At 40.7% G+C, this 25,091-nt stretch carries 17 protein-coding genes; 11 read left to right on the top strand and 6 right to left on the bottom strand.

Translation table 11 applies throughout. The annotated features are described in order from the left end of the window. Positions 1–54: 54 nt before the first annotated feature. A complete protein-coding gene (locus B2W36_RS13155; protein ID WP_209576757.1) occupies positions 55–486 on the bottom strand; it encodes an SRPBCC domain-containing protein in 432 nt (143 codons plus the stop codon). 198 nt (positions 487–684) lie between these two features. Between B2W36_RS13155 and B2W36_RS13150 the strand changes: the two genes are divergently transcribed. From B2W36_RS13150 to B2W36_RS13135, 4 genes are all read left to right on the top strand, one after another. Beyond that, on the top strand, positions 685–1,491 hold the full coding sequence (locus B2W36_RS13150; protein ID WP_293884413.1) for an alpha/beta hydrolase: 807 nt from the start codon (positions 685–687) through the stop codon (positions 1,489–1,491). Between the two features lie 147 nt (positions 1,492–1,638). Then, positions 1,639–2,049, top strand: a complete 411-nt coding sequence (locus tag B2W36_RS13145) for a hypothetical protein (protein ID WP_293888114.1) — start codon at positions 1,639–1,641, stop codon at positions 2,047–2,049. Positions 2,050–2,211: 162 nt separating this feature from the next. Then, complete coding sequence (locus B2W36_RS13140) at positions 2,212–3,108, top strand: DUF3347 domain-containing protein (RefSeq protein ID WP_293888113.1); 897 nt, start codon at positions 2,212–2,214, stop codon at positions 3,106–3,108. Between the two features lie 229 nt (positions 3,109–3,337). Then, positions 3,338–5,614 carry a multicopper oxidase family protein gene (locus B2W36_RS13135; protein WP_293884410.1) on the top strand — a complete coding sequence of 759 codons (2,277 nt, stop codon included), beginning with the start codon at positions 3,338–3,340 and terminating at the stop codon, positions 5,612–5,614. Positions 5,615–5,756: 142 nt separating this feature from the next. On the opposite strand, the gene B2W36_RS13130 is transcribed toward B2W36_RS13135, so the two are convergent. Then, entirely contained in the window at positions 5,757–6,755 is a 999-nt protein-coding gene (locus B2W36_RS13130; protein WP_293884409.1) for a beta-ketoacyl-ACP synthase III, read from the bottom strand. A 303-nt stretch (positions 6,756–7,058) separates the two neighbouring features. Beyond that, a complete protein-coding gene (locus B2W36_RS13125) occupies positions 7,059–8,492 on the bottom strand; it encodes a PLP-dependent aminotransferase family protein (RefSeq protein ID WP_293888111.1) in 1,434 nt (477 codons plus the stop codon). Between the two features lie 219 nt (positions 8,493–8,711). Between B2W36_RS13125 and B2W36_RS13120 the strand changes: the two genes are divergently transcribed. Continuing rightward, positions 8,712–9,854 (top strand): aspartate aminotransferase family protein, encoded by a 1,143-nt coding sequence (locus tag B2W36_RS13120; RefSeq protein WP_293888109.1) that lies wholly within the window; start codon positions 8,712–8,714, stop codon positions 9,852–9,854. Positions 9,855–9,985: 131 nt separating this feature from the next. Next, positions 9,986–10,399 (top strand): NUDIX hydrolase, encoded by a 414-nt coding sequence (locus tag B2W36_RS13115; protein ID WP_293884406.1) that lies wholly within the window; start codon positions 9,986–9,988, stop codon positions 10,397–10,399. 15 nt (positions 10,400–10,414) lie between these two features. On the opposite strand, the gene B2W36_RS13110 is transcribed toward B2W36_RS13115, so the two are convergent. After that, positions 10,415–10,948, bottom strand: coding sequence for a hypothetical protein (locus B2W36_RS13110; protein ID WP_293888107.1), 534 nt, complete (start codon positions 10,946–10,948; stop codon positions 10,415–10,417). 251 nt (positions 10,949–11,199) lie between these two features. On the opposite strand from B2W36_RS13110, the gene B2W36_RS13105 reads away from it, so the two are divergent. The 5 genes from B2W36_RS13105 (at position 11,200) to B2W36_RS13085 (ending at position 21,034) form a co-directional block, all read left to right on the top strand. Then, positions 11,200–12,546 (top strand): sensor histidine kinase, encoded by a 1,347-nt coding sequence (locus B2W36_RS13105; protein WP_293888106.1) that lies wholly within the window; start codon positions 11,200–11,202, stop codon positions 12,544–12,546. Between the two features lie 384 nt (positions 12,547–12,930). Beyond that, positions 12,931–15,534, top strand: coding sequence for a zinc-dependent metalloprotease (locus tag B2W36_RS13100; protein ID WP_293888105.1), 2,604 nt, complete (start codon positions 12,931–12,933; stop codon positions 15,532–15,534). 19 nt (positions 15,535–15,553) lie between these two features. After that, positions 15,554–18,892, top strand: a complete 3,339-nt coding sequence (locus B2W36_RS13095) for a SusC/RagA family TonB-linked outer membrane protein (protein WP_293888103.1) — start codon at positions 15,554–15,556, stop codon at positions 18,890–18,892. A 21-nt stretch (positions 18,893–18,913) separates the two neighbouring features. Continuing rightward, positions 18,914–20,233: a RagB/SusD family nutrient uptake outer membrane protein gene (locus B2W36_RS13090; RefSeq protein ID WP_293888101.1), complete on the top strand. Its 1,320-nt coding sequence runs from the start codon at positions 18,914–18,916 to the stop codon at positions 20,231–20,233. 75 nt (positions 20,234–20,308) lie between these two features. Continuing rightward, complete coding sequence (locus tag B2W36_RS13085) at positions 20,309–21,034, top strand: LytR/AlgR family response regulator transcription factor (protein ID WP_209576731.1); 726 nt, start codon at positions 20,309–20,311, stop codon at positions 21,032–21,034. Positions 21,035–21,175: 141 nt separating this feature from the next. Here B2W36_RS13085 and B2W36_RS13080 read toward each other — a convergent pair whose 3' ends face one another. Beyond that, positions 21,176–22,357, bottom strand: a complete 1,182-nt coding sequence (locus tag B2W36_RS13080) for a PepSY-associated TM helix domain-containing protein (protein ID WP_293888099.1) — start codon at positions 22,355–22,357, stop codon at positions 21,176–21,178. 1 nt (position 22,358) lies between these two features. Then, positions 22,359–24,689 (bottom strand): TonB-dependent receptor, encoded by a 2,331-nt coding sequence (locus B2W36_RS13075; RefSeq protein ID WP_293884398.1) that lies wholly within the window; start codon positions 24,687–24,689, stop codon positions 22,359–22,361. Positions 24,690–25,091 lie beyond the last annotated feature (402 nt).

Raw genomic sequence — 25,091 nt, 5'->3', positions numbered from 1 at the left:
ATTTAAAAGGTGATGGAGTGAAATAACAAGCTAAGCTGGTCCGTCACCAATTCATTATCCGTTTTGTGTAGTTGCATAAGTATTTTCAACGTAAGATCTGAAGTTTTCGAGTATGGCCTTCCATCCATTACGCTGCATATCAATCGAATTTTCAGATTCAGCATCGAAAATTATGGTGACTTCAGTTACAGATTTTTTAGCATTGAAGTTGACTTCAACATGACGTCCATCAGGCATGACATAGGCTATTTTTTTAAAAGGCTCTAGTGCGGTATAGCTGCCTTCAAAATCAAACCCCATCGATCCATTTTTTGCTTCCATTCGATTTTTGAACTTTCCTCCAATGCGTAAGTCATTGATTGAACTTGTACAGTGCCAATCATCTGAGGCATGGTTCCATTGCATGATATCTTCTGCCGAGTTATACGCGTTCCAGACCGTTTCTACGCGCACGTTGATAGCGGTTTCAATTTTTATCCGTTCCATATAATGTGACTCTGTTTTCTATTTTAATACATGTTTTTTACGTTAATAACAGGAAAATTTGTATTTTGTTATATCTGTTTCCAGATAATTATCAAGATATAATAAAAAGGTTAAAATTGAAACTTATTTTAGTGCAATTAAATGGTTTCTCTTAAAGTTTGTTACCTTTAAGGGATGTAAGACTTAAATACGATTCATATGTCCTTCAAATTCCTTATTATCTCTTTTTTCCTGTTTTCGCCAAGTTTGATTTTTGCGCAGCACTATAAAACGACTACCGATGTTGCGTATTGCAAACCTAACGAGCCGGATTCTTATAAGAAAGAACGTTGTAAATTGGATATTTATATCCCGACAGATCGTAAAAATTTTGCTACCATTGTTTGGTTTCATGGGGGTGGATTAGAAGAGGGGAATAAATTTATTCCACTTGAACTTAAAGAGAAAGGTGTGGCGGTTATAGCGGTCAATTATCGATTAAGTCCTAAAGCAAAAGCCCCTGAATATATTGAAGATGCTGCAGAAGCTGTTGCCTGGGCATTCTCAAACATTGCCAATTATGGTGGAGATCCTTCAAAAATTTATGTTTCGGGCCATTCGGCGGGTGGGTATTTGGCTTTAATGGTAGGCTTAGATAAGCATTATCTTCAAAAATTTGGTGTTGATGCAGATCGTATAAAAGGCCTGGCACCAATCAGTGGACAGACCAATACCCATTATACAATAAAAAAGGAACGTGGACAATCGATGGTGATTCCTCAGATTGATCAGTTTGCACCACTTTCATTTGTACGCAAAGATGCGCCGCCCATCCTCCTGATCACCGGCGATCAGCAATTGGAAATGGCTGCACGATTCGAGGAAAATGCACATTTGGCAGCAATATTAAAGCAGGTTGGACATACAAAAACCTCACTCTATCAGCTGCAGGGCTTTGACCATGGTGGTGTATATGCGCCTGCCTGTCTGCTGATGCTTAACTGGATTAGGCAAATTGAAAAGTAGTTTTATGTATTTAAATAGCGTGTCAAAATAGGCCTTATTGAAATATCATAAACAAAAAATAAAATAGTACAATTGTTCATTCAAAAATTCTACCGACATTTACTTCAGAAGTAACGTATGTAGTTACTTCGCAAATTTCAATCCGTTATGTGGATAAAACGCGGTATCGTATTTATAATCTGTATTATGGGGCTTTTTTTTGCTCCAAATAGGTTATTTGCCTGCCATGCGCCGTCCGAAAAAAACAGTCAGGAAGAAAAATCATGTTGTCTTGATGAAACGCAAAAGACAAGAGACACAGCAACCGTCGATTGTTGTAAAGATAATGGAGCTGAGTCGGCGGCTTCAGACGAATGGGTAGATGACTGCAGTAAGCGCTGTGGAGAAAAGTCTTGCCGTTTCTCCTTTCAATATAGTTTTATTGTGTCAGTAATCGAAGCTCCGCAGATTTTACCGGCGTATGCCGATGCTTCAAGCTCCTATGCACGCTATAAGCAACCTTTTTGTACAGATATATATATATCCATTTGGCAGCCTCCTCAGCTCGCTCAACTATAGATTGATAGCCCTTGCTATGTCTTTTTGGATAGGATTCTGTCCAAGCCCGATTTATTTAGCTTATGAAAATCCCTTTGGATCTATGGGATTCAATGCATACATGTATTGATTGCTGTACCGTAATTTTCATCAGTATTCATTTATATACAACATATCATAATCATGAGATTAATTTCATTACTTGGTTTGGTAATCTCGGTATTACTATCCACTCAATATACATATGGACAAATAAAAAATGCAAAGACAGCCACAGTAAAGATCTTCGGAAACACTACGGCTGTTAAAAAGATAATTGAAAAAGTTGGCAGCGATGGACACACTGCGATCGTTGACTGGGATCCGACATCCAAACTAGCATCTATTACTTATGATCCTTCAAAAACAAGTGCTGATGAAGTTCTTAAGCGTATAGCATTGGCAGGCTTCGACAATGAAAAGTTCCTGGCTCCAGATGATGTCTATGCGCAATTGGCTAAAGCTGAGCAATATGAACGCGTGCTAAAACCAGCATTAAAAAATCGAGCTGAACAGCAGGTCGATCATAATAAGCACAATCAGGGCGGCCTAACAGCAAATAATGCTTCCCATGTTCACCCTTCGAAGATAACAGAACCTGAAAAAGAGAAGACAGCGTTTGGCCAGTTGGTAAACCATTATTTGGGGCTAAAAGATGCTTTGGTGAAGACCGACGCACAGGGAGCTGCAGTCAAAGCCACCGCGTTGAAGGAAGCGATCAAAGCAGTCGATATGAATAAGCTTACGGCTGCCGAACATACGGTTTGGATGAAGGTAATGAATAGCTTAGCAGCTGATGCATCGGGCATCGCCCAAAATAAAGATGTGGCTAAGCAACGCGTGACTTTTGCTTCTCTTTCAAACACTTTTTATGAACTTCTCAAGGTGAGTAAATTGGATGGACCTATTTATTATCAGCATTGTCCCATGTATGATAATGGCAAGGGTGCGCATTGGCTCAGTAAAGAGAACGCGATAAAAAATCCTTTCTATGGGGCGCAAATGATCGGTTGTGGAAGCACCGTAGAAACGTTAAACTAATCGCCTCCCTATGGATTATATTCATATTGGTTGGCTTTTAGAATGGCAACTGTACGTGGTGTAGGACTTCGCAGTGATACAAAAGTCTGGATAAACTATTTAATATTGATTTTGTTGATAAGTTTGTCAGTTACACCACTGATCACGGGGCATCCGGGTGTGAGGTTGGTCTATCAGTATGGGGTAGGACCTATGGGTAACAGAATACTAATTAAGTAAATGAATTAAGATGAGTAAAAAGAGTAATATATTAACCGTTGTTTTACTATTGATGGCGCAACTGACTGTGCTGGCCCAGAAAGTGGTTCGTCACGACCTTTATGTACGGGATACAACCGTCAATTATGCCGGCAAATCAAAACGGGCAATCGCTGTAAATGGACAGATTCCGATGCCTACCTTGACTTTTACAGAAGGAGATACGGCAGAGATTGTTGTTCACAATGAGTTAAAAGAGAGTACTTCGCTACACTGGCATGGTATTTTTTTGCCGAACAAAGAAGACGGTGTACCGCATTTGACGCAGGAACCGATAAAACCAAATTCAACTTACACCTATCGTTTTCCGATAATCCAGCATGGTACACATTGGTATCACTCGCATTCAGGCCTGCAGGAACAGATCGGTATGTATGGTAGCCTGATTCTCAACAAGCGTGCTGATGATAAGACTTTCCGAAAAGGAATTGATGATTTACCCACGATTCCCGTCATATTGAGTGAATGGACAAATTACAATCCAGATAATATACAGCGGATGCTACATACAGCAAACGATTGGGCTGCGATAAAAAAAGGTTCAACACAATCGTACGTTGAAGCTATTAAAGCAGGAAAGTTTAAGACGAAAGTCACGAATGAATGGAAACGTCAGCTTGCGATGGATGTCAGTGACGTTTATTATGATAAGGTCTTGATGAACGGGGCTCATTCCACGGATTTGAATTCGGTGAATGGTAAAGCATTGAAAGCAGGAGATAAAGTGCGTTTACGAATTTCCAATGGTGGTGCTTCGTCTTATTTTTGGCTGCGCTACGCAGGTGGTAAAATTACCGTTGTTGCAAATGATGGGAATGATGTGGTACCAGTGGAGGTCGATCGATTAATGATCGCAGTATCGGAGACTTATGATGTCGTTGTAACAATCCCAAATGAAGCTACAGCTTATGAATTTATGGCAACCACGGAAGATCGCTCACAATCTACAAGCTATTTTATCGGTAATGGTATCAAACAGTTGATCTCCCCACTTCCCCGCCTTAAATATTTTGAAGGAATGAAGATGATGAACGACATGATGAAGATGAATGGCGATCTCAATGATATGGGCATGAAGATGAGTCTGAATCAGATGGATATGAATGTGGTGATGTATCCCGAAATTACAGGCGATGGAAAGAAAAAAGAAGATCACAATAAACATAGCGGTATGGATCATGGACAAATGAACATGGACGAAGATCCCAATCGTTATAATGCCAATGCATTAGGTAATATTGTCACGCTGAACTATGCGATGCTAGAGTCTCCTCAGGCGACTGAATTCCAGAAAGAAGCCCCCATACGAGATCTCAAATTTACGCTTACCGGAAATATGAGCCGTTATGTATGGAGCATGGACAACAAAATTCTCTCTGAGACGGATAAGATACCTGTAAAAAAGGGTGAGGTATTGCGCATTACCCTCTATAACAATTCAATGATGCGTCATCCCATACATCTGCATGGCTTTGACTTTCGCCTGCTGAATGGAAAAGGAGCTAATGCGCCGCTGAAAAATGTGGTTGATGTTATGCCTATGGAAACCGATACGATCGAATTTTTAGCGAATGAAGAGGGGGACTGGTTTTTTCATTGCCACATTTTGTACCATATGATGGCTGGTATGAATCGAGTTTTCGCTGTTGGGGATTACCAAAACCCCTACCTTCCGAACAAAACCAAAGCCTATAAAGAACTGCAAATGGAAAGTAATATGACGCATTTCATGGCGCAAAATGATTTTGCGACAAATGGAAATGATGGGCAGGCAATGTTTCAGAATGCACGTTGGCAGCTTGGTTCGGAATGGCGATTGGGCTATAATGATATGCACGGTTATGAGGTGGAAACCCATTTAGGCCGATTCTTCGGGAAGATGCAATGGTTTATGCCTTTTGTAGGCTTTGATTATCGTTACCGCCGTATGGGGGAGGATGAACATGAAACAAATATTTTCGGACAGGCAAATAAAAAAGATAGCCGCAAAGCGCTAAGTTTAGGTTTTATGTATACTTTGCCCATGCTGGTTAACGTTCAGGCAGAGGTTTATCACGATGGCATTATACGACTGCAACTGATGCGTGAAGATATTCCGATCTCCAGAAGGATCCGTGGTGATTTTATGGTCAATTCAGATCGTGAATATATGATGGGGCTAAACTATGTCATCACCAAAAATATGGCCTTTAGAACGCATTATGATAGTGATATGGGGTTTGGTGTAGGCTTGTCATTAAATTATTAAGGGGGTAGATCAGCATAGGCGAAATCGCTAGTATGGAAAAAGAACAGCTGATTTTTAAAAGAGAAAATAAAAAATGCCAGAAATCAGAAATCTCTGGCATTTAATCATAGTGTGAATTTTATGACGACAAAAGTTTTAATGCTTAAATCATCCATTTAAATAGGCTGGCTCCCCAAGAGAAACCGGCGCCAAAGGCGGTTAACATGACTAAGTCACCTGTATTTAATTTTTTAATATTTTGCCAAATACATAATGGAATTGTGGCAGCAATCGTATTTCCTAGGTATTCTATATTACTTAGAGCTCTGCCTTCTGGTATATTAAGGCTACGTCCAACAGCATCGATGATCCGCTGATTGGCCTGATGTGGAATTAACCAGCTGATATCTTCAATCTGTAGGTTGTTGCGTTGCAACACCGTAGTACACGCATCGCTCATAGACTGTACAGCATGTCTGAATACAGTTTTACCATCTTGTTTCAGAAATCTGTTGTCATTTACAGGAAGATTACTGTCGATGGGATACAAAGAACCACCAGCCTCTATTTTTAAAAATTCTTTTCCCGCGCCGTTACTGCAAAGATAAGCGTCCATAATACCCCCTTCTAATGAAGGCTCCAGCCAGATAACGCCAGCACCATCCCCAAAAAGAATATTGGTTGATCGGTCTTTTAAATCTACATATGTACTGATATTATCGGCTCCTACAACAAGTACGTTTTTGTAACGTCCTGTCTCCACCAAAGCAGCAGCCATATCCAGGGCATATAGAAATCCAGAGCAAGCTGCGTTGACATCAAAAGCCCAGACATGAGAAAGCCCTAATTTTTCTAAAATAATATTGGCTGTTGCCGGCATCGGCATATCGGGTGTAGAAGTCGCTACAATGAGCGCATCTACATCTTTCAGGTTTTTATGATATTGTTCCGCCAGATTCTGTATCGCTTTTACAGCCATATCTGATGTGGCAAGATTCTCTTCTAAAATTCTTCGTTCCTTAATACCTGTACGTTTGATAATCCATTCATCGGATGTATCGCAAAACTGTTCTAAATCTGTATTTGATCTCTTATTCGGTGGAATATATCCGCCAATACCGGTTATTGCGGCATATGGCCTGCTGGGTATTCTCTCCGTCATAAATTAATGTACTCCATTCTCTCTTATTGTATCGCTATCCAATTGGAATAGCTCTGTGCGTTTTTGCACTGTAAAACTACGGTTAATTTGTGCGATTGATAAGTGAAAAAAATGATTTTTGACAAAATAATTACCTTTTAGCAACACTTTTAACTGTTTTTTACGTATTGCCTATACTAATCTTCTAAACGGTTTTAATGAGGCGAAATTAAATATTGAATGTGTTTGTGTTTTCAGAATTTTAATCTAATGACGTTCGTCCAAATTGGAAAATGGTCTAGCCAAACGACTAATTGAAATTGATTAGGATTGAAGCTTTGACTGTTCCAACACTTCGGCCAGAATCGTAATTCCTTCTTTAATCAGTTCCTCCGATAAAGAGCCATAGCCGAGTCGTATTCCACCAAATGTACGTTCTTTAGTGTAATTTTCGGGATGCGGTATATGTACTGATTTTTCCTTTAGTTTTTGGAATAACAACGCCCAGTTGATTTGGTGTTTAAGGGATAGCCATATGGCCAATCCTCCTTTAGGGGATGTATACTCCACATGATCCGGTAGAAATTTATCCAATTGGGCGACCATAAAATCACGTTTCTTTTTGTACAGCTGTGTTGCCTTTCGGATATGTCTACGGATGGTTCCATCCTGAATGAGCTCGAGCACTGCTTGCTCCATGATGTTGTCTCCCTGAATATCGATGATGGATCGGAGTTCGGTAATTTGCTGGAGCAGATATTCGTTTCTCGTTGCAAGATAACCGATACGGAGTGCTGGCGCAACCACTTTGCTCAACGTGCCGATGTAAACATTATTGATCAGTTCAGGCTGTGAGGCGAGCGGGTAATAGGGGGCTTGTTCAAAATGAAATTCGTAATCGTAATCATCTTCGATGATTACAAAGTTATATTTGTTGGATAGCTCAACTAATTGAGCACGGCGTTCTTTGCTTAATGTGACGGTGGTTGGATATTGTCTATGTGGGGTAAGGTATAAAGCCTTGATGGGATTCTTTTTCAATAGATGTGGTAGCAGCTCCTCAACCTTAAGCCCATTTTCATCTACTGGGATAGGAATTAATTTTGCACCAGCTTTTTCAAAGATCTTCCAGGCCGAATGATATCCTGGAGATTCCACAAAAATATAGTCATTGTGCTGTAACAAGCATTGGGCAACAAGATACATGGCCATTTGGCTACCCCGACTGATACAGATATGATCTTCATTGATGCGCATGTTACGCTCGATGTTAAGCATGTTTGCGATTTCCTGCCGAAAATCAATATGGCCCCTCGGATCGGCATAACCCATCATTTTCCAGCGTGCACTGCGTTTAAATAGTTGACGATAAGCTCTTCCAAGCTGCTCTACCGGCGCAATTTTACTGTCTGGATTACCGTCATCGAAGATGATGCGCTGGGGAGCCTGATGATCTGACCATGCTATCTTTTGTTCCGTATATAGGTTGGAGCCATAAGGTAATTGTGCTGCAACAAATATACCTCTACGCGGTTGACTAAGTAACCAACCTTCGCTGACTAGCAACTGTATGGCCTCAATTACTGTATTCCGGTTCACTTTTAGCTGCGCTGCAAGTGATCGACTGCTCGGTAAGGCCGTTCCTCTCGGCAGCCTGCCTGATTGTATGGCTGCGGCAACATTATCTGCTATTTGGATGTAAATTGCTTTTGCAGAAGATCTGTCAATGTCTATTGTTAAATTCCAAGGTCTAAGCATGGGGCTTTCATATCGGGTAATTATCCAAAGATACGATTGTTCAGCAGGATTAAAATATACAGGATGTCGCGCGCGAGATCAGCGCTAAGCTATTGTTTTTAAGATGAGTTATTTGCTTGGTTGTCCGCGTCGGCTGGACTAGTAGTAAATAACCTTTTTGGACTAGTACGTAAAGTATATTTAAGCTGATTTTTGAGTTTTATTAATACGAATTGATTCATGAAACCATTTCCAGTTTTTGAGAAAGTTGATATTGCAATCGAACGCGCTTTAGGTTGCTTTGTGTATGATGACCAGCAGCAGTCCTATTTGGATCTATATGGCGGGCATGCAGTTATTTCTGTTGGGCATAGTCATCCCCATGTTATCGCACAGGTTTTACAACAGATCAATAAGATTGGATTTTATTCAAATGCGGTTAAGAATGACTTGCAGGACCGTTTTGCTCAACGCCTAGGCTTAGCTTGTGGTTATCCGACCTATGCTGTCTTTTTTAGTAATTCTGGTGCTGAGGCAAACGAAAATGCACTGAAGTTGGCTTCATTCCATACGGGGAGGAGGAAAGTCTTAGCAATGTCCAATGCGTTTCATGGGAGGACCTCAGCGGCAGTTTCGGCAACGGATATTCGATCTATCCGTGCGCCATTAAATGAAAGTGAACAGTTTGTTTTCACGCCCTTCAATGATATCTCCAGTTTGAAAAAACAATTGGAAACAGAAGAATACTGCGCTGTAATTATTGAACCTATTCAAGGTGTTGGAGGAATCCATCAGGCAAGTCCTGATTTCTTGCAAGCAGTGAGATCAATTTGTACAGCAACGGGTACGTTGCTTATTTTGGATGAAATTCAATGTGGATATGGACGTACAGGGCTTTTCTTTGCACATCAGCATGCTGGGATAGAAGCCGATCTGATTACTGTTGCCAAAGGAATTGCAAATGGACTTCCCATGGGAGCCACGATTATTTCTCCAAAGATAAAGCCTGTGATGGGACAATTAGGGACTACTTTTGGTGGCAGTCAGGTGGTGTGCGCGGCGGCTTTAGCAGTATTGGATGTTATCCATAACGAACAATTGATCGACAATGCGGCTGCTGTAGGTGAATTTTTGTTAACAGAATTGAGGACAATAGATGGCGTGAGTGAGGTGAGAGGCCGAGGCCTGATGATTGGCGTAGAATTTGAAAACGACATTAAACGACTACGGGAAGAACTGCTGTTTTCTGAAAAGGTTTTTACGGGGTATGCCGGACGCTATACGCTCCGTTTGTTACCACCGTTGTGTTTCACCCGGAATGACGCAGAGACTTTTCTGAAGAGTCTGCGGAAGCTCGTGCACAAAGATAGATCATCCTACTAACGGTGCATTGATTGATTTTTCAAGAATTTTAGGGGGGAATCCTTAAAATTGACTGTCGTGTTTTGATAAATGTCGTAAAAGAATTAATTTCAATTTATCTTTTCGATCAGTACTAGCTTATATTTAAATTCATGAAAACAAAAAAAACTTTGCCTACAGCGGGTTTAGTGAGCATTAAAGAGGGTAAATTACTATTGGCATATAGCAACAATAGAAAGGCGTGGTATCTGCCAGGCGGCAAAATTGATGCTGGAGAGGAAGCTTTGCAGTCTCTCCGTCGGGAGATTTTGGAGGAGCTAAATATTAATCTGGATCCGGATAAAATCTCCTATTATTGCCATATAACAGCTTCGGCATACGGGCTTGCACCGGAGGTTATCATGGAACAGGACTGTTTTCTATATCCATTAACAGAGCCGATAGAACCCAGTAATGAGATTGGGGCCGTTCGTTATTTTTCACACCAGGAATACCTGGAGGAATCTGTCCAGGTTATTGGTGTTTTGCATGTGTTTGACAAGCTAAAGGCTGATGGATTGATTTAAAATAGCCATTTGTGTTTATATCCCATAACCTTCATTGAGACAGCTGATCCCTTTTGTATCTTTTAAACGGACAATTTTCTGGTTTTGGGTATCTATTCGCCATGCTGTGATGATGGTGTTGAAATATTCTTTGTCTTCATCAACATGACTAATGGCTATAATTTCTGTATTTGGTTTATCACCTTGTTTGCAGTTACATAAGCTAAGTTGTTGGTCGGGTTTAAGTTTTTGAATATTGATGGTGTCCAAAATCATGTATTTTACTTTACCTTTACCTGCTTTTTCATCGGGTAGCACTTCCTCTAGAATACAGATGCCATTTTTTGCATTTGTAAAATAGCCGGCAGCAAAGCGGTGGTCTCCCTGCGGATGCTCGCCAGTTTCGACGATTGCACCAGTTGAATACTTGTAGGATTTTAATTCGGCAATCTCATTGATCTCTCTGAATACCTTGCCATATAAAGGATTTCGCTGATCATTCGGACTGTTGAAACTGTACCAACAGCAGACCGATAGCACTGCCAATGAAATAATTAGTGTATGTCTCATGGTGTCAAATCATTAATTACGCTATTAAGATAATAATTCTCTTTGTTATTTTAATGCATGTTTTAATTAAAGCCCTATTTTGGTCGACTAAATTTACAAAAAGTAATTAGCGTTTTTTTTTAATTCTTTGCGGCCTGTATTTTGAAAGAGCAGTGGGAATCGATCGGCATTAATGGATACATGGCTTTGTTAAAGTCTTTCTTGTGAGGTAGTTTGCATACGCTTTAAAATTTTTCATGTATTTTTGTGCCGTGAAATTTCGATTAAAAAATGGCGAGCAGAAAAATAGTATTATCCTGATTGTCTGTTTGTTGTTGCTGCTGCTGGTAGGGGGAGGACTGCTCGGTATTATCCATCATAAAGTTGATCGTCTTAAGAAAAGAATATTGATTGATTTTGCTGATGAGAATATGTTGCTTGTCAAGAAGCAACTAGAATTGTTGCAGCAAGATCTGTACCTTTCTGAGAAAAAGATATTGGAACAACCCGTTTTCGATCCAAAAGAAAGTGGGGATTCCTTATTGGTCATTATCCCTGTGGGTCAGGTTGAAGATGTGGGCAACAGGATGCTAACATTGTTACGTACCCGGACAATACATCATCGGCTGTATCATATTTACATGGATATTGAACGGCTGAATGCTTATTTTTCAAAACTCAACTTTGGAAGGCGCGCTTACTTTGAGATCTATGACGACCGCGGTATCTGTGTGTATTCTCCAGATAATAGGAGGTGGGGACGAAGAAATACTGCTGCATTTTCAAAACAAGGTCAAATTGTCCAGTCTGATTTTCTTCAGCTGGACGTAATGGTCAATTCTTATCCTTCTAACATTCTTTTTGTTGGTGGTGAAATTAAGGTGTATGTTCTGTTGTTGAGCATCGAAGAGGAAATCCAGGAATTGTTGACTTATAGTATCTTGCTCGGTGTGGGGCTGATGCTGGTCGCTATGGCATTAATCTACTTCAATGTTGTGGAGCGGCGTAAAATTCAACAATTGAAATTGCTGGCCTTGGAACAGGAAAATGAATATACGCAGATGCGTCTTGTGCAATTGAGACAACAGATCAATCCACATTTTTTATTCAATACATTTGGTTCACTTCAGTACTTAATCGGAAAAGACGATGAACTGGCCAAGTCTTTTATTGGCAAGATGACTAAAGTCTATCGGAAGATGCTGCGTACAGACGAGGCGGAATGGTCTACGCTACGAGAGGAACTGGAATTGGGTAAAGCTTATTTCTTCTTGCAGCAGGTGCGTTTTGGGGCGGCATTAAATGATATGGACATTCAAATTTCAAATGAATTATTGGAAAAAAAGATTCCCCGTTTGGGTTTGCAAATGCTTGTTGAGAATGCGATAAAGCATACTCGTATTTCTAAAGAGAATCCGTTTACTATTCGGTTAATCTACATTCCGGAAAGCAACTTGCTGGAAATTAGCAACAACTGGCAGCCTCGGCAGGGGGCAGAGTCGGAAGGAGAGGGGTACGGTCTCAATTATTTATCATCGATCTATACTTATTATACAATGTCTGGTTTTCAGTTCGGAATAGAGGGGGGACAATTTATTGTACGATTACCACTCGCATAATACCTTATATGCGTAATGAAATTGAAGGTGTCTAACGTGTTCATGTTTTTATCGTGCGTGTTCATACCGCTAAACTACGTGTTCATCCCTTTATGTATTATTCTCTACAATATTTTTAACAAATTTGGCTCTTAATCCAGTGGTTTTAGTTTGTGATCAGCCTAATCTTATCCGATAAAATGTCAAGGCCTTTATAGCGTGCAATTTAGGATTGACTTCATGGAATAGATGCAATTACTTTCTACTATAACTTATCCTCAGCTGATACAAGCTTTGGTTAGACAATGGATATTCGGTTGATATTACATCGCCACCAGTGAAAAACAAATAGCGTGCCACGAGCTCATTTATGCCTTTGAAAGTGAGCTTAAAAATAATTATTTGATGAAAAACACTTATACAAAGCTAGCCGTAGGTCTTTTATTTTCAACGGGTCTAATGCAATCTTGTGCCATATTGCAAACAGTTGGTTTAAGAAAAAAAGAGACGGTTATTGCTGCCAAGGATTCGACAGACAAAAAAGACTCTACAGCGGCATACGACAAATTGTTGAAAGATGCACATGTGGACAGTGGGATGTTTACGGTGATCCGTAAGGAAAATAACTACTACTTTGAGATTCCATTGAAAAAGATGGGGCAAGATATTCTACTGATTCAGAAGTTATCTTCTGTTCCATTGGCGCTGAATGAGGCCGGCGTAAATAAAGGGATGAATTATGAAAATAAGGTCATTCGTTTTACTCATCGTAAGGAGAAAAAAGAAGTGTGGGTTTCGGAGATTAAACCACAGGTCGAAGTACCCAAGGGTGATGCGATTGCGGCTTCAGTTTATGATAATTACCGTCCTTCTTATATCGAATCCTTTAAAGTCGAGAGCTACTCCAAAGACTCCAGTGCTGTAGTAATAAAAGTAAACAAGGTTTTTGATGGTTCAGAAAAGAGCTTTACGGATGTGTTTACCTCTTTGGGCTTGGGTACTTCGCCTAAGACCAGTATTTCTACGATCGAAGATATCAAATCATATTCGAATAATATCGTTGTGAAATCGGTATTGTCCACGAAGGTGACTGAAGGGAATGAATCGGTGCCAGTTTCTCTAGAGATAACGAGCAATCTGTATGAGCTTCCAGAAACACCTATGGTTGCGCGTTTTGCCGATCCAAGAGTGGGATTCTTCACTTCACCACGTTGGTATTTTAACGATAAACAACAAGAACTGGATAAGAAAAATCTGGTCAATCGCTGGCGATTGGAACCGAAAGATGAAGACAAAGCGCGCTATTTGAAGGGGGAGCTTGTAGAACCAAAGAAGCCGATTGTTTTTTATTTGGATCCGGCGACACCAAAACAATGGCGTCAGGCAATCATTGATGGGGTACACGATTGGCAGGTCGCATTTGAAGCTGCTGGTTTCAAAAATGCAATTCTGGCCAAACAACAGCCCGACAGTGTCAAATTTGATCCGGACGACGCTAACGTTTCTTCTATCGTTTATGCAGCATCTGCACAGGCAAATGCGATGGGGCCATCCGTCGTTGACCCACGCTCGGGGGAGATATTGGAAGCTGATGTGATCTGGTGGCATAACGTTATGACTATTCTGAACAGCTGGATGCGTATACAAACAGGCATCGTCGATACATCAGTACGTGCTAATGTTTTTTCCGATGAGAAAATGGCACATGCCATTCGTTTTGTATCATCCCATGAAATTGGCCATACTTTGGGGCTTATGCATAATATGGGGGCATCGGCGAGTTTCCCCGTGGATTCATTACGTAGTAAAAGCTTTACCGCAAAAATGGGGGGAACAGCACCTTCTATCATGGATTATGCGCGTTTCAATTATGTAGCGCAACCTGAGGATGGTGTAGAACAGATTACCCCGGTGATCGGTGCATACGACAAGTATGCGATTGGCTGGGCCTACCGCTGGTACGGTAAAACACAGCCTTGGGATGAAATACCTTTGTTGAGAAAGGAAATTGATAACCATGTACACGATCCGATTTATCATTATGGTGAGCAACAGGATTCCAAAAATATCGTTGATCCGCGGGCTCAATCGGAAGATCTTGGTGATGACGCCATGAAAGCTGGTGAATATGGTATGCTGAATCTGCGTCGTATGATGCCAAATATAATCAATTGGACCACTAAGGTAGGCGATGATTACTACCGTGCTGGTAAATTATATATGGGGGTTGTCGGTCAATGGTACGCGTATGCGGACCATGTCTTAAATAACATCGGGGGTATCTATCTAGAAAATGCCGTTTTGGGCGATCAAAAAGATGCATATAGTCCAGTGCCGAAAGAAAAACAGGTGCGTGCTTTGGAATACCTCAAGAAAAATGTCTTTTACATGCCCGAGTGGTTGTTCGTGCCGGCGCTGATGGCAAAAACTTTTCCGTTGAGAGATTCGCCGATTGGACCATTTGAGTACGCTCCTTATAACTTACAACGTGAATTTCAATACGCTATGTTGTATAAACTTGTGAACGATGAGCGTCTACTGCGTATGGTTGAGATGGAAAATCTTTTTGGAAGTCAAAAAGCATGGAGTGCACCTGAGTTTCTGACTTCTGTACGTCAGACAATTTTTGCTAAAACCATCATTGGACAACCGTTGGATCTTAAAACACGGATGCTTCAACAAAACTATGTGGATGTGCTGATGGTCTCTACAAACAAATCCATGGAGAAGTTAAACGCGAAGAAACTGGCAGGCATTGAGCAGTTGGTTGAAGCGACACGACCTGATCTATGTTTGCATCCACAACATGCATCCTCTTCACCAGTTGAACTTCGGAATGTCCATGTCACCGGTATGATGCGCACGTCCGATATGCTGACCTACAAGCGCGCTGAATTATATGAGATCTACCAGTTGCTGAAACAAAAGCAGCGGACTGGTGATGCCATTACAAAATCGCATTACATGGATCTTTTACTACGTATTGCAAATACCTTAGAATTAAACTAATATATTAACATCTACCAAAATGAATAAGTTTTTAATACCGTTGACCTTCATGTGTGTGCACGTTGCGCATGCGCAGGAATCCAGGGAACTGAAAGGAAAGGTACTGGATGCGGTCACGTTAAAACCGGTCGTGGGGGCGACGGTTGTCGTTGAAAGTTCGGCAGTAGCAGAGGACATCGGTGTACCCAATCAGGTACAGCAGTCGGCATTGGGGTCGTTGACCGATGCGGCAGGTGAATTTCGACTGAAAGTGCCTAATAATTTAAAATATGTAACGATTAGCTATGTCGGATACCAGCGAATTCAGGTACCGGTATTTCAGGATCATAAAACCATTTTGTTACAGCCTAGCGGCGAATCTTTGGATGAGGTGATTGTAACGGGTTATACCGATATCAAAAAACGTAAAAATACGACTGCCTACAATAAAATCAACGTTGCTGATATCAAACAGACGGGAGTTGCATCGATCGACGAAATGTTGGCTGGTCAGGTCGCAGGTTTGCAGCTGAGTAATTTTAATGGTGGACCAAACAGTGCCCCACAGATCCGTATCCGGGGTACGGTATCACTCAATGGCACACAAGACCCATTATGGGTCATCGATGGCATGCCGATTGAAGGAGCTGAATTGCCCAAACGAATTGACAAAGACAATTTGAATAGCTTGAGTAATCTTCCGATTGCGGGTATCAATCCTGACGATATCGCCGATATTACGGTATTAAAGGATGCAGCGGCGACTTCCATCTATGGCGCGAGGGCGGCAAATGGAGTCATTGTGATTACCACAAAAAGAGGTAAATCTGGGCCCGCAAAACTGCAAGTGTCGGCCAATACCTTTGTGACGCAACGTCCGGATTTCGGTAAGCTCAATCTGATGGATGCTAACGAGAAGGTAGATTTTGAGTTATTGATGGCCGACCGCACCGATTTAAATTATCGTACGGATAAGGGCGCTGTTATGCGGATACTAAAAAAAGCAGATGCATTGGATGCTTATCGTTCGGGTGGTCTGGCCGCTTTGTTACCAGAAGTGCAGCAGTCGATCAATCAATTGCGTGCACAACAAACGGACTGGGGAAAAGAATTGTACCGTCAGGCGCTGAATCAGCAGTATTCTGCATCTATTTCGGGTGGTAATGACGGACATCGCTATTATATGTCCAGTGGTTTTTATGATGAAAAGGGAGCAACTAAAGGAGCTGATCTTCGTCGTTATTCGCTTACCTTAAACAACGACTTTACAATCAACGATCGATTTAAGGCGGGTATTAATGTATTAGGATCGATTTCGAATAGACAAAATCCGATTCAGGATCAAGATGCTTTTACGAACCGAAGTTATTATGTGCGTTCGGTTAACCCATATCTTTCTGTTTATGATCAATCTGGTAGATTCAACTATGATCCGGATATTGAGGGCTATGAAAAAGATACCTATATTCCTTTCAATGCTATAGAAGAAAGGGAAAATACCAAATATACTTTAACGAATAAGGCACTGAAAGCGATTGGTTACTTGGAATATACGATTATTCCACAATTGTCATTACGCTCCGAATTTGGCTTGCAGTTTGATGAAAACAGCACAGAAAAATTTGCCGATCAAGAGAGTTATAATACGCGCAAGTTACGTGCTGCTACACGGTATTACGATGCTGCTAGTAAAACTTATAAGTATTTCTTGCCTACTGGAGGTAAGATCGAAAATGACTATAATAGTATTTTTCAATATAACTGGAAAACTTACTTAAAGTACAACAAAAGCTGGAACGATCGCCATGAGCTGGAATTGATGGGAGGAACAGAGCTGCGACGTACTACAAATAAAGTGGTGTCAACCAAAGGATTTGGCTACAATCCGGCGACTTTGACTACCCAGAGCATTGTTTTTCCAAATAGTAACTATCAAACAGATTCAAGATTTCTTCAGTACAAAAAGGGATTTATTGAGAACTCATATCCGTCATTTTATGGGAATGCAACTTATACCTTTGACCGTAAGTACAACGTCAATGGTAGCATTCGTTACGATGGTTCAAACATGTTTGGTGTGGATCCAAAATATCGGTTTTTACCAATTTGGTCGCTTTCGGGATCGTGGAATGTGCTAGAAGAAGAGTTTATTAAAGGAAAAACGGCCTTTTCCGATTTGCGGGTACGGGCTTCATATGGTATCCAGGGAAATGTAGACCGCAATACCTATCCTTTTATCGTCGGTAACTATGGTAATACCACGCTTCTTCCGGGTAACACCGAGGGAACTGTGGTTGTTGATATGCCTGCCAATGACAAACTTCGTTGGGAACGGACACAGTCTTATAATGCCGGAATTGATTTGGGCTTATGGAAAAATCGATTAAACATTACTGTTGACTATTATAACAGAAAAAGTACTGACCTGATTGGTTTCAGCGCATTACCTTTGGAAAATGGTTTTCAGAATGTTCAGGTTAACTGGGCGTCAGCACGAAATCAAGGTATTGAGTTGACGATTTCAAGCCGTCAGATTCAGACAGATAAGTTTTCTTGGTCAACGGATTTCAATATCGCACATAATGACAATAAATTATTAAAGGTCATGAATGATCCTAAAGCGTATGCGCCGGAGGCACAGGAGGGACGTCCCATAAATGGTTTATATGTATTGGAAACTGCAGGTTTGGATAAAGATGGCGTAATGCAATTTAGAAATCAGGATGGGTCCGTTTCAAGTTTTGAAGAGTTTTATGGTTTATACGATCCATGGGCAGAATTCTTACCGGGCTATACTTCGCAAACCGATATGACTGCTGCAGAATACCGTTCTAAATTTAAATACAAGGGTAGTAAAGATCCGAAGTTTATCGGTGGAATGACTAACCGTTTCCGTTATGGTAACTTTGACCTTGCGATTTCTGCAGTGTTTAATTTGGAGCGTTGGGTAAGCCGTACCCCGACTTATAATCCGGCTTTGGTAGACCGTGGGCAGAATTATACAACAGATCTTTTTAAGGCATTGCAAGAAGGTGGTAATATGCCTGCTTTGGGAAGCATAAGTTCCGAATTCAATGATCGTTGGATGGCCTATGCTTGGATGGAAAGCAACGATCCGATCAACTCTTTCAAGCAGTATGATATCTGGGCAAAAAAGATGAGCTATGTCCGCATCAATAGTATTCGATTAGGGTATACTTTACCGGCTGCAGTAAGTAAAAAAATTGGTGCGAGCAATTTGCGTGTGAATGTAGAAGGGCGTAATCTCTTTGTTTTCGGCGCAAATTACGATGGGTATTTTGATCCAGAGACCTACGGCAACTATTATGCACAACCAATAAGTAAATCTTTTGCTTTTGGTCTTTCTGCAAGTTTTTAATTCTCTTAATTGATTTTTAACATGAAAAAGATAATTTATTTTGGAATGATCATGACAGCAAGTGCATTGACATCCTGCAATAAATATTTAGATATACAACCGGTTGGAACAGTCATCCCTGCTTCGGAAAGTGATTTTAGGGGATTAATGACAAGTAGCTATGTGGGGTTTCCAACACATAAGTCTTATTTGTCCTTGCGTACGGATGAACTATTGTTGGATGAAAGTTCAACCGATGCCGCTAGAACCAAAGATATCTATCTTTGGAACGACCAAAATCCTGACGCAACAACAATCGCTTATCCCTATTTGGCATTTTACAACAGTATTTTTTATACCAATCAAATTATCAGCACCATCGATGAAAAATTAGGAAGTAATGCCACGGTAGATCAGATTAAAGGTGAGGCCTACCTGATGCGTGCATATGCTCATTTTGAGTTGTTAAATCTTTACAGTGAGGTCTATTCAGCGGGTAATGCAGGGCTTCGGGGTGTTCCTTTATCGACAAAGATTGACCTGGAACAACGTTTTGTTCCCGCGACCATTGGTGAGTCTTATGCGCAGATCCTGACGGATATGGAAAAAGGAACAGCTTTACTGACTGTCGATGATCAGGCAAAAGGCGCTAATTATCGCTTTAGTAAACGCGCTGCGTATGCGATGGCCTCACGTGTTCATTTGTATCGCGGAGAGTGGCAGGAAGCGATTGATGCTGCTAAAAAAGCTTCGGCTATAAATGACAAACTGGTTGATCTGAATGTTGCTGGAAGTCAACTTCCGAACGATTTTGAATCAGCAGAGATGATTATGGCTCTGGAAAAGGTGTCCGTTCCTGAAGTTCGCTCAAGCTCGTTTATCTCGCCTTCTTTGTTATCGGCATACTCAGATGGTGATTTGAGAAAAGGCCGTTATTTCCAAAAAAGTGGCAGTAATTATGTATCTCTCAAAGGCGGTGAAAATCGTTTCAATGTGAGTTTTAGAAATGCCGATCTTTATTTGACTATGGCCGAATGTTACGTTCGTCTGGGAAATACCGCAGAAGCATTGAAGTATCTTTCGGCATTAAAGAAAAACAGATTCAGCGCAGATGCATATGCCACAGAATCTAAAGCTGACGCTAGTTTATCAAAGGAGCAATTGCTAGATGCGGTCATGTTGGAGCGCAAACGCGAACTGGCACTTGAAGGATTACGTTGGTATGATCTAAAACGGACGACCAGACCGACGATCACCCATAGTAGCTTCGGCAGAACGGTAACCTTACAGCAGAATGATCCTCGTTATGTCATTCGTTATCCACAGGAAGCCATCAACAATAATCCCGATCTGTTGAAATAATTGATTTTTTTTAAATCCTATATATATTAATCCATTTTCTTTTTAAGGAAATGGATTTTTTATTACATTCAACCCATGGGATGGAAAATACTGATTGTCGAAGATGAAGATTGGGCTTTCGTTGGTTTAAAGGAAATGCTGAACTCGCTATACGGCGAAACTATATTTACCTTTTCCAATGCAAAAGAGATTCAGGAGGCTGTGGTAGCGATCAATAAGCAGCATTTTGATCTGATTTTTATGGATATTCACCTCATGGATGGACTGAGCTTTGAAATTTTCAAGCAGGTGGCTGTTGATGTTCCTCTTATTTTTACGACCGCTTACGAACAATATGCCTTGGAGGCTTATCAAAATAAAGGTTATGCCTATTTGTTAAAACCTTTTGACGTTGATGAGCTGAAACAGGTAATGAATCGTATTGAGCCATTACTACCCAAAATCGAACCTCAACTCAAACAGCGCTTTCTAGTGAAGTACGGAAATTTTTTAAAGTCCTTGGCTATTGCTGATATTGCTTATTTTATGGCGGAGGACAAAGAGCTATATGCCGTTGAAAAGGGATCGGGAATCGCATATATTATTGAAGATACCATTACCCATTTGGTCACCCAGGTGGACCCAATGGTTTTTTTCCAGATCAATCGAAAATTTCTCGTTCGGATCGATGCGATTCAGTCCATGTTAAAAATTAGCAGGAATCGGATCAAGTTAGCATTAATACCACCAACCCCTGAAAGTATTGTTGTCATTGTCAGTGAAGAACGCTCTCCAAATTTTCAAAGATGGCTTGACCAATAATAGAAATTTGGATCAATTTAGCTTACTACCCGATATATTCATGCGAAACGAGCTGTTGATTCCGATAACTATGTTGGGTTAACTTTTCCACATAATGTTAATAACGTTGTTGAAAACCTGTTTATAAGAAAAATACATTTATTAACAGTACTTATTAACATTGTGTTGATAACGTTTCTTTTTCTTCTTTTTGCTTTTGTTCATCCAGATGATATATCCGGTAATGGGCAAGGACGCACAGCAGAGACTAGCTAGGCATGCAATGATTTTTGTTGAGATGTTACCTATGCTACCTGTGTGGATATCATAATTAAGGGCGCCCAACTTATCACCGTAGTGTAGTTGTTCGCTAGACTTGATTTCGTATAGATTATTGCCTCTTCTGTCAAAATAGAGCCAATCAAACACCCCGCTTCGTTTTTCATCATGGCGTACCTGAATATCCATTCCTGTTTGCGTACCTTTTTTCAATCGTATAGACATCATTTCAGCGGCGGGATAATTTGTCAGTGCATACCGCAACGCATTGTCCTGAAACTGATTTTCTGCCGTAGGTAATGGCACAGGTGAAATGCGCCCAGAAGATGCAGTTGTCGACTGCAATACATTGAATGTTGCGATGTATGATTTTTTAAAGCCGGGGAAAGCAAAGGCGAGTCCAGTTATGGCAAAAATCAATCCTATGAATAGGCTATAAAAACCGATGACATTGTGCAGATCGTGGTTGAGTCGTTTCCATTTAACTTTGGTATCAAGCCAAAAACTTCGCTTGAGATTCTTGCCTTTCCATTTTTTTGGCCACCAAAGAACGATGCCACTAAGTAGGATAAGAATAAAGATGGCGGTTGACCAGGCGACGATAGGATGGCCAAATCGCTTGCCCAAAAGTAGGTTAAGGTGAAGCTGAAGTGTCAGCTGAAAGAATTCTGTTTTTGAATTTTCAACGTGTTGTACTTGCCCGCTGTATGGGTTGACGAATACGCGTTTATAGTATTTGTAATAATTCCAGTGACCAAATGCGTTTTCGTCAGTTTTTACAGCACGAAACACCCAAGTGCGGTTCTTGGTTGGATAAAGGTCAACTCGCGTAATTTTCTCATCCTTTGGAAGGCTTTTCTGTGCATAGTGAAGAAGCGTGCTTAAAGGAAGTGGAATGGTTGGATGGCCAGTGGTGCCGGAGATAAAATATTTTTCGGGATAAGCCACTAGTTTGAGCTCATCCTGAAAGGTGTATATACAGCCTGTCAGGCTTAGGATGGTGACGACAACACCGGTAATGATTCCGAGCCATTTATGCAACCAAAGGGTGACAGTTTTAAACATATCAAAATTTATAGTTGATGTTAAACGAGGCCAACATCCCTTGTCCTTTTACATACTCTTCATTTAGGGCACGGTATTGACTAACGACAGGATAATAATTTTTATTAAATAAGTTCTCTATTCCCATACCAATAGACCATTGTTTATTGATATGGTAGTTACTATTTAAATTAAATACATCAACAGATTTGACCGGTCCCTCGCTGTTTTTGTATATTCCTTTTTCGTTGGGAAGGAATCTGTCCCGTGACCCTGTATGTACCCAAAAAAGCTGAAAGGTAAGGGGTTGGATTGGCGTGTAGTAAATATATCCCGTTGCTTTTTTGGGAGAAATACGTGAGCCATTGAGGTAGGACTTTGTTCCGTCGTCCTTTTTGGATTTCCCTTCTACATAGGCATAAGTTCCACCAATGGTCAATTGCTGTGAAATGTTAGCGCTTAATGCAACTTCATATCCATATACATCCTCTGGCAGACGTTGGGGCATCAGGTAACCACCGATATCAACGAGTTCGACTCCCATTTTGGATGTACTGTAGTAGTAGGCAGCGGATAGTTGGAAAATACTATAATTACTTGAAAATCCTATTTCATAATTGTTGGTAATGATTGGATCAGTTTTTAGGCTGTCTAGGTCATTATCTGTTGCTCTGCGGACGATACGACCCAGTTCGTTAATCGCGAAACCCTGTGAGAAACTAATGAAGGGGTTAAAAATTGCATATTTGTTATAACGTAAGCCTGCATTGAAGGTTGCTCCTTTGTAAGGGATCTTTCCACCCTTTACAGCAATACTTCCCTCGTTATTGGGTCCTGTAGCAATGGTATTGAAGTCCTTGATTTTTACGGTTGCATTTTCATAGCGTACACCGCCTTTAAAGATTAAATTTTCTAGGAAATCAATCTTAATTTGGGCGTATGGAGCAATGTTTAACATATTCATATAGGGGATATAAACCCTTCCATCAGTCAGATTCTGATCTGTCACATCATTTAATAAGTCTATACCATAGGTAATGTCCGCATTGGATCCCAATAGCTGAAATGGCGTGTTGAGATTAACGCGTAATCCTTTTTTCTCCGAATTGATTTGTGTTTGTCCCGGACCATACCATGCAGAAGCTTTCTCGACATAACGATTCATTGAGCGAAACGTATTGTAGTACGCTGACGCCGTTAAAGATGTGGAGGCAAAGAGATTGTTTTTGTTGTAGGTCAGCATGGCATTGTGGTTGTAGGGAGTTCCAGCCGGTTTACCTGGATCTTCGCCTTTTACTCCTATCGTAGGAGTCTGTCCATATATACCTGCCTGGCTGATGTATCTGTTGTGTTGATTGCTTCTGTAGAAGTTGTACACTGCCGTTATATTAGAACTACTATCGATGCGGTAACCAGCCTTTAAGAATGCGTTGTATTGATAGGTGTTCGAAAGACCGTCAGTCTGACCAAGGGGGACACCGTCGCCGTCGCGTTGCAGTCCAACGTAATCGGCCGAACCGCTTACAGTATAATTCCATTTGTTTTTTTGACCATATAATGTTTGGCCTATGCGATATCCCATGGTACCCGCGCTGTTTACGGGATTAAATGTTGTTCGCAGACTAGTCATTCCCTGAATCGGTGCAGCATCTTTTGACGGGGTGCGCGTAATGTAATTGATAATGCCTCCTGCGGATCCATTTCCATAGATGGAAGTAGCACCTTTGATGACTTCAACTCGCTCAATGACGCTTGCGTCAATGGTGCGGAGATCACGTTGTCCATTCATCAAGGGGGTGGATTGTGGAATTCCATCAATCAAAACCAATACAGATCGTCCACGGAGGGTCTGGCCGGAATTGGTTGCTTTGTTTGTCGCAGTTCCAAGCCCAGGAATGGTGTTACCCAAAATAGTGGAAAGATTAGTGCTGATTTGGCTTTGGGCTTCAATCTCCTTTGTCGTTAAGATAGAAACTGAAGAAGGTACAGTGGAGATGCTTTCCGCTTTACGTCCTGCTGTTACAATGATCTCATCTAAAATTTGGGTAGAATTAAGCTGAATGATTAAGGGTTGTTGAACGGTATCTAAATTCACCATTTTTTCAACCGGAGAGAAGCCTGTATAGGATACTCGTAATTGAATAGTATTGCTTAAACTTTTTTTTGCAAAATTGAATTGCCCGAATTGATTGGAATATCCTACGCTCTTTCCATCAACTTTGATATTCGCTTGCCTTAATGGTTTATTTTCTCGGTCTTTTACAACAAGGGATATTTCTTGTGCATTTAGCTTAGCACTTAAAAGCAAAAAGATTCCACAATTGAACATCAAATAGCGTGTTCTATTCTTCATGGTAATTTATTTAGATCAAATATAAATTAATGTGCAAATATAGTTTATTTTATAATTGTGACAACATCAATGTGCTCTTTTTTTGATTTTTTTAGTGGTTATTGTTGGATTTTAAGGCTAATTTAGTAGCCAATGCACTGCTGTCTGCTATCAAATTAGATCATTATTTTTTGGAAAAATAATCTGTTCGCTAGATTTACTTTGATCAGGCGATGTGTGAGAATTTTACTTATTCTAAAGGCAACGAAATTGGCATCGGGAGCCATTGAAGCAGGACTTCTCGAGAACGCGATTATTAACGATAAAGTGAAACAAAGCAGAAAGGCCAAAAATACTAAGCAGTATTTGCTGTCGACGCCGCAGTTATGGCATCTGGTGTGCCGATGAAAGGTGAAGAAGCCA

Origin of the sequence: Sphingobacterium sp. UBA3549 (genome assembly GCF_002376635.1) — a bacterium.
GTDB lineage: Bacteria > Bacteroidota > Bacteroidia > Sphingobacteriales > Sphingobacteriaceae > Sphingobacterium.
This window is presented reverse-complemented; position numbering and strand designations above follow the sequence as displayed.